Source organism: Pseudarthrobacter sp. CC12, assembly GCF_039907755.1.
Lineage (GTDB): Bacteria > Actinomycetota > Actinomycetes > Actinomycetales > Micrococcaceae > Arthrobacter > Arthrobacter niigatensis.
Window position 1 is genome coordinate 52,220 of the sequence record NZ_JARDJH010000029.1, and the last position, 13,099, is coordinate 65,318.

At 69.5% G+C, this 13,099-nt stretch carries 11 protein-coding genes; 6 read left to right on the forward strand and 5 right to left on the reverse strand.

Going from position 1 to position 13,099, the window contains the following annotated elements:
* The first annotated feature begins 14 nt into the window (after positions 1-14).
* The 5 genes from PV772_RS17415 to PV772_RS17435 are packed head-to-tail and all read left to right on the forward strand — an operon-like array spanning position 15 to position 7,324.
* Positions 15-1,238 carry an ATP-grasp domain-containing protein gene (locus PV772_RS17415; RefSeq protein ID WP_347886957.1) on the forward strand — a complete coding sequence of 408 codons (1,224 nt, stop codon included), beginning with the start codon at positions 15-17 and terminating at the stop codon, positions 1,236-1,238.
* Complete coding sequence (locus tag PV772_RS17420; RefSeq protein ID WP_347886958.1) at positions 1,235-3,073, forward strand: IucA/IucC family protein; 1,839 nt, start codon at positions 1,235-1,237, stop codon at positions 3,071-3,073. The genes PV772_RS17415 and PV772_RS17420 overlap by 4 nt, the downstream gene beginning before the upstream one ends.
* The gene (locus PV772_RS17425; RefSeq protein ID WP_347886959.1) at positions 3,070-4,320 is read left to right on the forward strand and encodes an MFS transporter; all 1,251 of its coding nucleotides are present in this window, start codon (positions 3,070-3,072) and stop codon (positions 4,318-4,320) included. Before PV772_RS17420 ends, PV772_RS17425 begins: the two co-directional genes overlap by 4 nt.
* A complete protein-coding gene (locus PV772_RS17430) occupies positions 4,317-6,098 on the forward strand; it encodes an IucA/IucC family protein (protein WP_347886960.1) in 1,782 nt (593 codons plus the stop codon). Before PV772_RS17425 ends, PV772_RS17430 begins: the two co-directional genes overlap by 4 nt.
* Positions 6,095-7,324 carry an alanine racemase gene (locus PV772_RS17435; RefSeq protein ID WP_347886961.1) on the forward strand — a complete coding sequence of 410 codons (1,230 nt, stop codon included), beginning with the start codon at positions 6,095-6,097 and terminating at the stop codon, positions 7,322-7,324. The genes PV772_RS17430 and PV772_RS17435 overlap by 4 nt, the downstream gene beginning before the upstream one ends.
* A gap of 3 nt (positions 7,325-7,327) precedes the next feature.
* On the opposite strand, the gene PV772_RS17440 is transcribed toward PV772_RS17435, so the two are convergent.
* From PV772_RS17440 to PV772_RS17455, 4 genes are read right to left on the reverse strand one after another with little or no spacing between them, the layout of a single operon-like run.
* Entirely contained in the window at positions 7,328-8,350 is a 1,023-nt protein-coding gene (locus PV772_RS17440; RefSeq protein ID WP_347886962.1) for a siderophore-interacting protein, read from the reverse strand.
* Complete coding sequence (locus PV772_RS17445) at positions 8,347-9,231, reverse strand: ABC transporter ATP-binding protein (protein WP_347886963.1); 885 nt, start codon at positions 9,229-9,231, stop codon at positions 8,347-8,349. Before PV772_RS17445 ends, PV772_RS17440 begins: the two co-directional genes overlap by 4 nt.
* Positions 9,228-10,322, reverse strand: coding sequence for an iron ABC transporter permease (locus PV772_RS17450; RefSeq protein ID WP_347886964.1), 1,095 nt, complete (start codon positions 10,320-10,322; stop codon positions 9,228-9,230). Before PV772_RS17450 ends, PV772_RS17445 begins: the two co-directional genes overlap by 4 nt.
* Complete coding sequence (locus PV772_RS17455; RefSeq protein ID WP_347886965.1) at positions 10,319-11,353, reverse strand: iron ABC transporter permease; 1,035 nt, start codon at positions 11,351-11,353, stop codon at positions 10,319-10,321. Before PV772_RS17455 ends, PV772_RS17450 begins: the two co-directional genes overlap by 4 nt.
* Before the next feature lie 159 nt (positions 11,354-11,512).
* Here PV772_RS17455 and PV772_RS17460 point away from each other — a divergent pair, with 159 nt between their 5' ends.
* Positions 11,513-12,535: an iron-siderophore ABC transporter substrate-binding protein gene (locus PV772_RS17460; protein WP_347886966.1), complete on the forward strand. Its 1,023-nt coding sequence runs from the start codon at positions 11,513-11,515 to the stop codon at positions 12,533-12,535.
* 204 nt (positions 12,536-12,739) lie between these two features.
* Here PV772_RS17460 and PV772_RS17465 read toward each other — a convergent pair whose 3' ends face one another.
* Positions 12,740-13,051 (reverse strand): metal-sulfur cluster assembly factor, encoded by a 312-nt coding sequence (locus tag PV772_RS17465; RefSeq protein WP_347886967.1) that lies wholly within the window; start codon positions 13,049-13,051, stop codon positions 12,740-12,742.
* Positions 13,052-13,099 lie beyond the last annotated feature (48 nt).

The following is a 13,099-nucleotide window of genomic DNA, read 5'->3' on the forward strand; positions in this document are numbered from 1 at the left end:
CCTATGGAGCCTCTGTGTGCCTCTACCTGACAGCCCTCAACCCGACCGACGCGCTCACGCATGGCTTCCTGCCCGCGGCGGCCCGATTCGGCCACGACGTTGTGGTCCTCACCGACGATCCTGAAGCTCACCGTGCTGCCTATGCGGATGCACCCTTTTCGCCTGCCGCCGTCGAACTTGCCGAAGTGAAGGACCCTGGCGCTCTCGCGGCGACGGTCCTTGGACTGCAGGCGCGGTTCGGCCGGGCCGCAGGTCTCCTGAGCAACAGCGACCACCTCCAGGCGGCGACTTCCCTCGCGGCCGAGTTGCTCGGCCTTCCCGCCAAGGACTGGCGTGCCGCGCTGCGTTGCAAGAACAAATTCCTCACGCGCCAGAGACTCGCGGAGGCAGGCCTCGACACGGTCGCTTCGGCTCAGCTGTTCCCAGGTGAGGACGTTGAAAAGGTCGCCGCACACTTGCCGTTCCCCGCCGTCGTCAAGCCCCGCGAGGGCGTTGCAAGCGAAGACGTAGTCCTTGTCAAGGACCTCGCCGCCCTCGCGGCCACGGTTAGCAGCATCCGTTCGCGCCGGCCGGCCACGACCCTCATCGTCGAGGAGTACCTCCCGGGCGAACTCCATACCTTCGAGACGCTCGGCGACGGCCAATCCATGCACGTCCTCGGTTCCTGGCACACCTCGCTCGGGCCACCGCCGTTCTTCACCGAGTCGCGGCGCGACTGGGAGCCGGAGCTTCCGGAACCGGTGGTGCAAAATCTCCTCGACCAGCTCTCGGCGCTCGGGGTTGGTTTTGGCGCCTGCCACACCGAATTCGTCCTGCAGGGCAACCGGGCGCGCATCATCGAGGTCAACTACCGCCTCATCGGTGACACGATGGACCTCATCTACTCGGAGGTGCTCGGCGTGGACCTCTTCGAGCAGGTCATCCGGATCCACACGGGCGAAGCGCTCCCGGAGGGCCTGCCCGAGCCGGCAGCCCTGGACCGTCGCGCGCACCTCCGGTACGTGACCGCAGACCGGCCCGGCATTCTCCTCGACGCACCTGGCGAAAGGAGCGAGGAACTGCCGCACGGCGTACGGCTCCGGCACCGACGCCTGCGCGGACTCGGCGTTACGGCCCCACTCCACGGCACCAATCGCGACTATCTCTCAGTGATCCACGCGATCGGCCCCCGATCCGCGCCGGTGCACGAGGCTGTCGAGCGTTTCATCGCAGACAACACCTGGGAAGTCCGGGCATGAGCGCAACTGCCCTGTCCCGCGTTGATGCGGCGCCTGCACCCACGGAAGAAGCCGCACCCATGGGAGAAGTCTCGGCCCTGGTCTGCCGTGTGGTTGATGCTCTCCTGCGCGAAGACCACCTCGGAATCCAGTCCGCGGGCCGGCTCGTTCACGAGCCGAAAAACGACCGCCGCGGGTGGCCGTGGTGGACCGCGCCGCTGCCGGGCGAGCGTGTCCTGCACCTTCCCGTCCGGCCCGACGGCTTCCTTGCCGAGTATCGCCTCGCGGAGCCGTTCGTGCTCGTCGAGGATGCCACCGGCTCGGTGGCCGCCGCCGAAACCATCGACGCCATCCTCACAGTGCTCGCTCCGCTCAACGACGCCGAGGCCGAGGCCGGATGGGCAGACTTCACCGAGGAATGCCTCCAGAGCGCTGACATCGTCTCGCTCCACGAGGCAGAGTTTGCCCGCCTCACCGCCCAGGCGCAGGACAGTGGCATTGACGACGGCGGACGGCGCGGCTTCCCCGGACTCCTCCGCCACGAGGCCGCAGCCGCTCTCCGGGACCACCCCGTGCACCCGACCGGCCGCTGCCGCTGGGGTCTCAGCGAGGACGAGGTCCGCGCCTACGCGCCCGAGTTCCAGCCGGAGTTCCGCCTCGCCTGGACACTCGTCCCCCGAAGCGAGCTGAATTTCTCGACCTCCCTTGGAGCAGGCCTCCCCGCATGGTGGCCTTCGCCAGCCGAACTCGGGGTGCCCGAACAGGAAGGGCGGGACCTCGTGGCGCTTCCCGTGCACCCGCTGACCGTCTCCCGGGGTGAGGTGACCGTCGTCGATCATCCCGGCCCGCTCGTGGTTCCGACGCTCTCGACCCGCACTGTGGCCCTCGTCAACGAGCCGGCAACGCATCTCAAGCTGCCCCTGCCGACGGCGTCGCTCGGACGCCGCAACCGGCGGACCATCAAGCCCGGGACCCTCGCGGGCGGGGAGATCATGCAGGGCGTCCTCGCGGAGGTCCTCGAGCGCGAGCCCCAACTCGCGCAGCGCATCCTCCTCGCGGACGAATCGCGCTGGGCCGACAGCGGCAGCGATCTGCATGCGGTGCTCATCCGGCGCTACCCTCTCTCCGTGGCCGGCGACGTCCTGGCCCCCGTCGCCGCGCTCCTGGCGCCGGCCCCCGGCGATCCGGGCAGGCGCGTCCTGGACCAGCTTGCCGCCGAGGCCGGCCAGTCTGCCGAGGAATGGCTCGACGCCTACACAACCCTCCTGTTCGACTGGCACGTGGCCCTGTGGCTCCGCTACGGGATCGCCCTCGAGGCCCACCAGCAAAACATCACGGTCGCGCAGGGGCCGGACGGCCTGCGACTCGTCTACAAAGACAACGACACTGCCCGCATCGACTGCGCGCGGGCATCCGCCGCGCTCGGCCGCCCTGTTCGGCCCGAGGACTTCAGCGACGCCCGGATTGCCGTGCAGGACGGCGCCGAGCTCGCGGACATGTTCACCACGATCACGCTGCACCTGTGCACCGCAGCCCTCATCGTCGAGGCCGCCGGCGGCGACGAGGCCGCCCGGGCCGCGATGTTCAAGCGCGCCCGGGCCCGGCTCTTGGAGGCCTGCGAACGCTGGACCGACCCCTCCCAGGCCTCGTCCCTGGCCGCCGCGGACCTCCTCCGCGCGCGGATCCTCAATGCCGAGCGACTGCCCATCAAGGGCATGCTGACAGCGGGGACACTCCTGCCCAAGGAACGCCTCGGGTGTGCAGACATCAACAAGTTCTACCTCCGCACCGGACCGAACTATCTGGCAGCCCCGGACTTCACGGCCGCTCCGGGCCGTGCGGCGGCAAGCACGTGAACACCATCCACCGCCGCCACGTGCTAGGGATCGCCGCCGCCCACTGCGCCTCGGCTTTCGCAGCCCTTGGCCTGCCGCCGTACCTCGGTGTCCTGCTCCCGCAGCTCGGCGACCCTTCGGCCCGCTGGGCCGGTGTCCTTTACGTGGTCCCGACACTCTTCGCGGCGCTCTCGGCAAGCATGTGGGGGAAGCTTGCGGACCGCTTCGGACCCAAGCCGCTTCTCGTTCGGGCCCAGCTGGGCCTCGCCGCCGCGTTCGGCCTCGCCGCGGTGGCGCAGGACCTGCCGACGCTCGTCCTCGCCCTTGTCGCCCAAGGTGTTCTCGGCGGGACATACTCGGCAAGCACCGCCTACCTCGCTTCAGGCCTCACTGGCGAGCCGCTCACCCGTGCGCTGGCCCTCATGCAAGGTTCAGCGCGAACGGCGCTGGTCGCGGCCCCGGTTCTTGCGGGCCTGCTCGCCGGCGTCCTGGACGTGCGGCAGATGTACGGCCTCGCAGCCCTCCTGCCGCTCGGCGCGGCGCTGGGGATGCTGCGCATGCCGGCCCCTGTGCGCTCCGACGCCGTCCGGCCCCACAGAGCCGGACCGGCGACGACGGACGGCGACGGCGCCCCCCGGCGCACCATCACCCTTGCCGGTCTGTGCATGGCAGAAGCAGGGTTCGTCCTGGTGACGGTATCGACCTACCCCTACTTCGTGCCCTTAATGCACCTCGTGGCCCCGTGGCTTCCGGCATGGGCACCTGGGGTCCTGTTCGCGGCCCCGCACGTCCTGTACCTCGCCTTCGCGGCCCTGGCCCTCCGCGTCATGCAGAGGCGGGCACGAACCGGCCTCACGATCGCCTACGCGGCAGCGGCGGCGTCTGCCATCATACACGTGGTTCCGGTCTTCGTTCCCGGCCCGGGAACCCTCGCGTGGCTCGTTGCCGGGAGGCTGCTCCTGGGCGTCGCGCTTGCCGTGGGCCTTCCCGCCCTGTCCCTGCTCGCCGCGGAGGCTGCGCCCCACCATCCTCCCGGCCGGCTGTTCGGGCGTGTCGAGACAAGTTCCAAGTCCGGAGCCGTCCTCGCCGGCGGTGCGGCCTCGGCGCTGGCCACACTTGCACCAGCTGCCCTCGGGCCCGCAGCCCCGCTCGCCGTACCCCTGGCCGCCGGCGTCGTCCTCGCTTGCGCCGCGCGCCGCCTGACCACACCCCGCACCATCCTTTCCCACAAAGTCCCCGTCCCCGTTCCCGATCGGAGCTTCACGTGAGCCCTGCAGTCCTCAGCCCATCCCGTCTCCACTCGGACGCCGACCTGGCCTCAGCGCATGGCCTCCTCGGCTGCCTGGTCCGCGAAGTTGCAGGCCCAGACAGTCAGACCGTCCTTAGCGATGGCTACCTCCTGGTTCACCTCGCCCACATCAGCGTCCACCTCCGGGCCCGCGTGGCCCGCGTCTCCGCCGTGGCCATGCACCGCTTCGAAGGCCCGGTGGAGCTCCTCGCCAACGGAAAATGGGCCCCCATCGACCTTGAAGTGCTCGCCTCGCTCACCACCGACGAGCTGACGGCGCGGACCGGGACCCCCAACCCGGAGTTCAAGGACCAGGTATGCGCGAGCCGGGACTCGCTTGCCGACATCCTCGCATGGCGGCCGCTGGAGCCCACCCGCGCCGTAGCCTCGGGCGCCGCCGAATTCCTCGACTCCGAGCAGGCCCTGATCGGGGGCCACCCGCGGCACCCGTCCCCGAAGTGGCGTTCCGGAGAACCCGCCAAGTGGCGGAATTTCTCTCCCGAAACCCGCACCGCGTTCCGGCTGCGGTGGCTCGCAGTCCCGGATGCCTTCGTGGTGGAGCACGCGGAAGGAGGCAGCTTTGACGAGCACTCGATGAGCGGACGGTTGCTTGACGGCAGCGCAGTGCCCGCGGGCCACCGCGCGGTCCCCGTCCACCCGTGGCAGTTCCAGATGCTCTCAGAGGACCCGGAACTGGGCCCCGTGATCGCGCGGGCCCTCGCCGAGGGCGCCCTCGTGGACCTCGGAGAGGTCGGCCTGCCGTTCCACCCGACGGCCAGCGTGCGTACGCTCTACCAGCCGGAAACGGATGTCTTCCTCAAGACCAGCCTCAACGTGCGCATCACGAACTGCCTGCGCAAGAACGCGGCCTACGAGCTCGCCGGCGCCGTCGCCCTCACCGGGCTCCTCGCGGACACCATGGCCGCAGTGCAGACCGCCAGCCCCGGCTTCGGACTCCTCCTCGAGCCCGCCGCGCGCAGCGTACAGCTCCCCGAACACCTCGGCACCAACGACCAGCGGCTGGCCGTGCTGGAGGGTTTCGGGAGCATCGTCAGAAGCGGTCTTCGGAGCGCGGCGGGAGGAAGCTCCAGGGTGCACGTCATGGGCAGCCTCGCCGTCACCTCCCCCGACCCCGCAGGGACGCCGACGCGCCTCGCCGACCTCGCCCCGGCGAACGGCGCCGGCGCGAGCCGCGCCCGCTGGGCCCGCGATTGGTGGGAGCGGTATGTCGGCCTGCTCGTGCCGCCCGTGCTGCGCCTGTGGGCCGAACACGGGATCGTACTCGAGCCGCACCTCCAGAACGTGCTCGCGGTGCTCGATCCGGACGGTCTGCCCCGCAAGGTCCTTGCCCGGGACCTGGAGGGCACCAAGCTCATCGCATCCCGGCACGCCGAGACGCTGGCCGCGCTGCCTCCCGAGGTGGCCCGCGGTGCCGCCTACGACGAGGAGCGCGGCTGGAACCGGATCGCCTACTGCCTGTTCGTGAACAACCTAGCGGAAGTCGCGGGCGCCCTCGCCGACCTTGTGCCGGAGGACCACGGATTCGAGGACACGCTCTGGGCTCTCCTGGGGGATGTTCTCGAGCACGTGAGCGAGGAGTGCTGCCGGCCGGCCAGGCTGCGCGCGCTCCTGGCGGGGGTCCCGCTCCCGGCAAAAACGAACATGCTGATCCGCTGGCAGCGCGCCGCCGACCGGCACGCCGGCTACGTCCCGTTCCCCAACCCATTCGGCACCGCCCTTCCGGAGGAAACACTGTGAGCCTTACTGCCCTTTATCGAACGGCTGCGGTCCCGGTCACCAATCCAGTGCTCGATGCTGTGCACAGTGCGGCCGCCGAGGAAAGCCTGCCCGCGTACGTGTACGACGTCGGCCACCTCTCCGGGCACCTCAGCCGGATCCGGGCCGGACTCGCGCCGGCCGGACCGAACCTGGGCCTCCTGCACGCGGTCAAGGCCAACCCCGATGCCGGCCTCCTCGAGGTCATCGCGCGGCACGTGGACGGCCTTGAGGTTGCGAGCGGCGGCGAACTCGCCCACGTCCGCAAGCTCCTGCCCGACGTGAAACTAGCGTTCGGCGGGCCGGGCAAGACGGATGCCGAGCTCGCCGCGGCGCTCGGGGCCGGCGTCGACCGCTTCCATGTCGAGAGCCGGCGCGAGCTTCACCGGCTCCAACGGCTCGCCCGGGAGCGCGGCGTGGTCGCCTCGGTGCTCCTGCGCTGCAACCTCCCGCTCGAAGGCACCGGCGGAGCCGCCGGGGCGGCCCTCATGATGGGCGGCACCCCCAGCCCGTTCGGCATGGACCCCGAGGCAGCCGACGCCGCCGCGGCAGACCTCTCGCGGCTCGACGCGGTCCGTTTCGTCGGGATCCATGCCCATCTCGCCAGCGGCCTCGGACCCGCGCAGTGCGCCGAAATGGCAGACGGCATCCTGCGCTGGGCGCGCGACTTCGCCGACCGCCACAGCCTGCCGCTTGAAGAGGTCAACGTGGGCGGCGGCATGGCAGTCGACTACGAATGCCCGGACGAGACCTTCGACTGGGCCGACTACGGCCGGCGGATGGCGGCCGTCGTTGCACGCCACACCCCTGTACAGGTGCGCATCGAGCCGGGCCGGGCCGTGAGCGCCTACTCCGGGTGGTACGCGACGAGGGTCCTCGACCTCAAGCGCAGCCACGGAAGCTGGTTCGCGGTCTGCGCGGGTGGCACCCACCACCTGCGGACGCCGGCTGCCAAAGGCCACAGCCAGCCTCTCGCCGTCGTGCCCGTCGGCGCTGCTCGCGAGGAGCCCGAGGCTGTGGGCGTACCCGTAACGTTCGTGGGGCAGTTGTGCACGCCCAAAGATGTCCTGGCGCGCGAGGTCCCGGTCGAATCGCTCGCGGTCGGGGACCTCGTGGTTTTCGCCATGGCGGGCGCGTACGCGTACAACATCAGCCACCGGGACTTCCTGATGCACCCGGAGCCTCGCGTCATCCACGTGGACGCCTGACGCTCAACGCTGCGGCGTGCCCTTCTTCCAGTAGCCCATGAACGCGACCTGCTCGCGGTGGATCCCGCACTCGTGGACCAGGTACCGCCGCAGGCCGGTCACCAGAGTCGACTCTCCGGCAATCCAGGCGTAGAAGGGCGCGCCGCTCCATTCCGAGTGACCGCCACCTGTGGTGAACAGGCGCCGGTACTGGGGCGTGTCCCACACCAGCACGCGCTCCGGGCCAACGTCCAGCGGCTCGGGGGCGGCGACCACGCACTCGAGGACGGCGGGTCCCGGCGCACACGAGGGGGCCGGGACGGCCTGGCGCACGGCTTCGGCGAGTAGCGCGCCGTGCGTGTTCCCGCGCCGCTCGAGCCAGGTCACCTTGGCTGCCGCCCCCTTGGGGAGGTCCTCGATCATGGCGGCGTCGGGGACCTCGATGATCGCCTCGGCCACGAGCCCGGCGGGCAGGTCGCGGAGGATTCCCGCGATCGCGGGCAGGGCAGTCTCGTCTCCGGCCAGGAGCACGTGCCGCGCCCGCCCTGGCGCGAACTCGATCCCGGCGCACTGGCCCGCCGAAACGCTTGGACCGATGACGAGCGCGGGGTCCCCGATCCGGATGCTCCGCGCCCAGCGGGCCGCGGGCCCCTGGGGGCCGCCTGGATGCAGGATGAAGTCGACGTCGATCTCCGGGTAAGCCTCCTCGAGGCGGGCCTCACGCACGGTGTAGCTGCGCAGTTCGCCGCGCTCGGCTTCGGGCAGGCGCAGCCACGCCTGCCGCCACGAGCGGCCGGGATCCTCGGAGTCGCGGCATTCAAATGCTTTGGCCCGCGGAAGGGACCGCCCCGGCGAAGGGATCACGATCTTGATCCGCAAGTCCCATGTGGCGCCGTTGTCGGTGGCGAAACCGACCAGGCTCGTACCTCCAAACGTGACGCGGCGCAGGCGGGGACCCAGATCGCGGATCGCGGTCACCGAGAGCGGGAACGGCTTGACTGACTGCGCGGCCAGGCGGCTCACTCCTGCGATGACCGAGCCGGTCATGCCCTGGCCCCGCCCATACCGGACCCCAGCACAACGGCGCCCGGCTCTGCAGCGCCCTTGGCGCGGCCCGCGCTGAGCGGCACTACGTGCGGACGGCCCTCGGAGGGTTCACGGATGACATCGGCCCGAAGGCCGAAGACATCCCAGAGGAGCTCCGGTGTGATGACATCCGACGGCGGCCCCTCAGCAACGATCCGGCCATCCCGCATCGCGATGATCACGTCCGAGTACCGCGCTGCAAGGGAGATGTCGTGCAGCACCATGACGACCGTGCGCCCCGTGTCCTGGTTCAGCCCCCGCACGAGTTCGAGGACGTCCACCTGGTGGGCGAGGTCGAGGTATGTGGTTGGCTCATCGAGGAGCATGAGTTCAGTCTCCTGGGCGAGAATCATCGAGATCCATGCCCGCTGGCGCTGCCCGCCCGAGAGGTCCTCCAGCGGGGTCGCGGCGAGGTCGGCGATGTCGGTGGCTTCCAGCGCGTCCACGATTGCGCCTTCGTCGCTGCGGGAGAACTGTTGGTACCAGCGCTGCCGCGGGTGGCGTCCCCGTGCAACGAGTTCGCCCACGGTGAGTCCGCTCGGCGCGTGGGGTGTCTGTGGGAGGATACTCATCCGCTGGGCTATGGCCCGCGACGACATCGCCGCGACATCGCCGCCGTCGAGCGCCACGCGCCCCGCCTGGGGGCGCAGGAGCCGTCCGAGCCCCCGCAGGAGCGTCGATTTTCCGCAGCCGTTGGGCCCGATGATTGATGTCACGGTGCCGCGGGCGAACGCGACGTCGAGGCCTGATATGACCGTCCGCCCGTCGAATCCCAGGGTCAGGCCGTGTGCGGCGAGGTGTGCGGCGCCGTCCGCTGCCGTGGTTCCGGGCGCGGTGTTCATGGGATTCTCCTCTGGCTGCGGAACACAAGGGCAATAAGTACAGGGGCGCCGAGCACGGTCGTGAAGACTCCGACGGGAAGGGCATGCGGCAGGAAGAACCCCGCCACGAGGTCGCTCAGCACCACGAAGGCGGCGCCGAGCAGGGCGGTGAGCCCGGGCGAGGGCACCACCGTCCGCCCCGCGAAGCGCGCCGCGAGCGGGCACAGGAGCGCGACGAAGGCAACGGGCCCGGCGAGTACGGTTCCGACGGCCGCAAGGAGAACGGCGAGCACCAGGAGCAACGGCCGGCTCCGCCCCAATGGGAGGCCGAGGCTGCGGGCGGTATCGTCGTCGAACGCGCTGATGAGCAGCCACCGGCCGCATGCCCCGGCCACGGCGAGGAGCGGCACCGATGCGAGAAGTGCAGGCACTACGGCCCCCCAGTCCTTGCCGTTGAGCGAGCCCATCATCCAGGTGATCGCCTGGGAGGCATTTGTCACGTCCCCCAGGGTGAGGAGCCATGTGGTGATACTGGACGCGAGGCCAGCGGCGCCAAGGCCGACGAGCACGAGGCGCATGCTGTCGAAGCCCTGCTGGGCGCGCCGGTAGGTGAGCAGGAACACCGCTGTTCCAGTGCCGAGGGCCCCCACCGCAGCCGCGACGGGCATGCCGACGGCGGCCGCCAAGCCGCTGGCACCGCCGTGCCCTGCCCCGGCCAGCACGAGGACCGCGACCGCTCCGGTCGACGCGCCGGCGGTCACCCCCAGGACCTCGGGCGTCGCAAGCGGGTTCCGCGCCACCGTCTGGGTGAGGCCGCCCGCGACGGCGAGGCATGCCCCGGCAACGGCGCCGGCAATGGTTCGCGGGAGCCGGAATTCAAGCACGGTCAGCCTGACCGACCGCGGCAGCGCGGGATCATCCAGGAAGGCAGCAATCACCTGCGAGAGCTCCACCGGCCGTCCAGCCAACATGAGATGACCCGCAACGGCTGCGAGCAGCAGCACCAGCGCCGCGAGGCTGAGCCATGCGATGCGCGGCAGGAGCACGAGGGACGCCGTCCGCACGCGGATCACGCGGGACCCCGGCGCGAGGAGTCCGGGCGCCCCGCTCACAGGGTCACCAGCCGGCGGCGGCGGGCCAGATAAATGAAGAACGGCGCGCCGACGACGGCGAGGACGACGCCGACCGGCAATTCGCCCGGGCGTGCGATGACCCGCCCGGCGGTGTCGGTAAGGAGAAGGAGCGAGGCCCCGAACAGCGCGCTCCCGGGGATCTGCCAGCGATAGTCGGCGCCGACGAGACCGCGCACCGCGTGCGGGACCAGCAGGCCCGCGAACGCGAGCGGGCCTGCGAGAGTTACGGAAGCCGCCGCGAGAACGGCTAGCGCCGCGAGACCGAGGATGCGTGCCCGGGCCACCGAGACGCCGAGCGAGCGGGCAGTGTCGTCGCCGAGAGCGAGGGCGTTCAGCGGGCCGATGTTGGCCACTGCGAGTACGAGGCCAAGGATGATGAGCGGCACGAGCTGCGGAAGCAGGGCACCGCGGGCCGCCACCGATCCCAATTGCCAGAAACGGAGAGTGTCAAGCGCCGCGTCACTGCTGAGGACGATGAGCGAGACAACGCCTCCGGCAAGCGCCGAGACCGCCGCCCCCGCCAGGACGAGCGTGAGCGGAGTTGCACCATGGCGGGTTGCCGAGCCGACGGTGACAACAAGTGCGCACGCAATGACAGCGCCGGCGAAGGCAAGCCCAGCCTGGGCGTAGGTGCTCGCTCCGGTGGCGCCGGGCAGCAGCGATCCGGCGACGATGGCAAGGGCGGCTCCCGGATAGATGCCGAGCAGGCCGGGGTCCGCGATGGGGTTGCGCGTCTGGCCCTGTGCCAGGCAACCAGCCACCCCCACGCAGGCGCCGACGGCGAGAGCATTGAGCGTGCGCGGCCAGCGGAGCTCACGGATGGCAATGTCGGCGACCGAACCGTCCGGGGCGAAAACTGCATGAACCAGCTCTTCGAGGCTTGTGGGCCGTCCGCCGAACGCGAGGCTCAACGCAAGGGAAGCAATGACCACGAGAACTCCCATGGCGAGCCCGAGCGCGGGCGCGCTGCGGGTGTTGGGTGTCCGCAGTGCAGACAGATGGACAGGCACGAAATTCCTCTTGGTAGCTAATTACGTCAGATAAGTTATGCGTATTTCAAATACGTCCGGTACAGTCTACGGCAGCAGTGAGGCAAGGCTTGCCTTACTCCACCCGTTTTGGCCCGAAGCGGCCCGCACCGACATTCGCATCTTTCCTGGAGGACATCCATGACCCGTCTCCGAATCACCCGATCCGTGGTGGCCGCTGCTGCAGCTGCCAGCCTCATAGCGCTCACAGCGTGCGGCGGGCAGGGCGCTGCAGCACCGTCCACAGCGGCGTCTACTGCCGCAAGTAACGTCGACGCCCAGTTCCCCAAGACCATCCAGCACGCGTTCGGGAACACGGAAATCAAGACCGCTCCGAAGCGCATCGTGACGCTTGACCCCAGCTACACGGACGCGGCCCTCGCGCTCGGTGCTGACGTTGCGGGATACGTGATCTACCGCAAGGGCGACGCGGAGTTCCCGTCCTACCTTGGGGACGTCAAGGCCCAGACCAAGGATGCCGCGAACGTCGGCTCCCTTGCTGAGCCGAGCCTCGACAAGATCCTCGCCGCGCAGCCGGACCTGATCGTCTCGGCGAAGGTCCGCCATGAGGCCCTCTACCCTCAGCTTGCCAAGATCGCACCCACGATTATGTCTGTCTCGACCGGACCGACGTGGAAGCAGAACATCGTGATGCTGGGCGACGCACTCGGCAAGAAGGACAAAGCCGAGCAGATCATCCAGGCCTACCAGGAACGCGCAAAGAAGGTCGGCAGCGCGATCCTCGCCAAGAACCCGGGTCTGACGTACTCCTACGTCCGTTTCGCGGGCGAAGATACGGCCCGCCTCTACTCCAGCAAGTCCTTCTTCGGCGAGATCATGGTCGACGCAGGCATCCCGCGCCCCGCCGGGCAGCCTGACTCGGCGGAGAAGATCTTCGTGCCGCTGTCCCAGGAGCAGCTCCCGGCCGCCGAGGCAGGCCTCATCGTTACGTCCGCGTTCGGCCAGGACAGCGCAGAAGGCGAAAAGTCCCGCGCCCAGAAGGAAAAGTTCATGGCCAACCCGCTGTGGGGCACGCTCAAGGGCGAGGTCCTCAACGTTGACGACACCGTCTTCGCGACGTCCGTGAGCCTGCAGGGAGCGCATGCGGTCCTCACCAAGCTCGCCGAGAAGTACGGCGTGGACCCGCAACTGCCGAAAGCCTGACGGCCCCATCCCCAGGATTCGCTCGGGGCCGGGCTTGCCCGCCGACCTCCCCTGGTAAAAGCGATCCGATGGGCTGAGTGACCAGGTCACCAGCCGTGCACAGATACACCATCAATGGGACAGGTTCCTATGGTCAAAGACAGCCGGCCCCGTTCCACCCAAGGAACAGGGCCGGCTATTTTTCTGCTCCCGGACAACGAAAAACTACCGCCAGGGAGGCCCCAAGGCACGCATCTGGTTACGGCCGTCATCAGTGATCCGATCGGGACCCCATGGCGGCACCCAAACCCAGCGCAAACGCCACTCTTCGACGATGCCATTCAGTGCCTTGCCGATCTGCTCCTCGATCAACTCTGCCAAAGGGCAGGCGGCTGAGGTCAGGGTCATGGTGATTACCAGTGCGTTGTTATCCCCGTATTCAATGCCATAGAGGAGCCCCAGATCGACGATGTTCGCGCCCAGGTCGGGGTCAATGACGTTCTTCAGGGTGAGTATGACAGTCTGATCGGAGCCCACTAGGACGGCCCGAACGGTACCCACCAGCCGGACATGCCGAACCTAATG

Excerpts from the sequence above, each read along its gene's own strand:
- PV772_RS17420 (WP_347886958.1), top strand. The coding sequence starts at position 1,235 with ATGAGCGCAACTGCCCTGTCCCGCGTTGATGCGGCGCCTGCACCCACG.
- PV772_RS17440 (WP_347886962.1), bottom strand. The coding sequence starts at position 8,350 with ATGACCGGCTCGGTCATCGCAGGAGTGAGCCGCCTGGCCGCGCAGTCA.
- PV772_RS17445 (WP_347886963.1), bottom strand. The coding sequence starts at position 9,231 with ATGAACACCGCGCCCGGAACCACGGCAGCGGACGGCGCCGCACACCTC.
- PV772_RS17460 (WP_347886966.1), top strand. The coding sequence starts at position 11,513 with ATGACCCGTCTCCGAATCACCCGATCCGTGGTGGCCGCTGCTGCAGCT.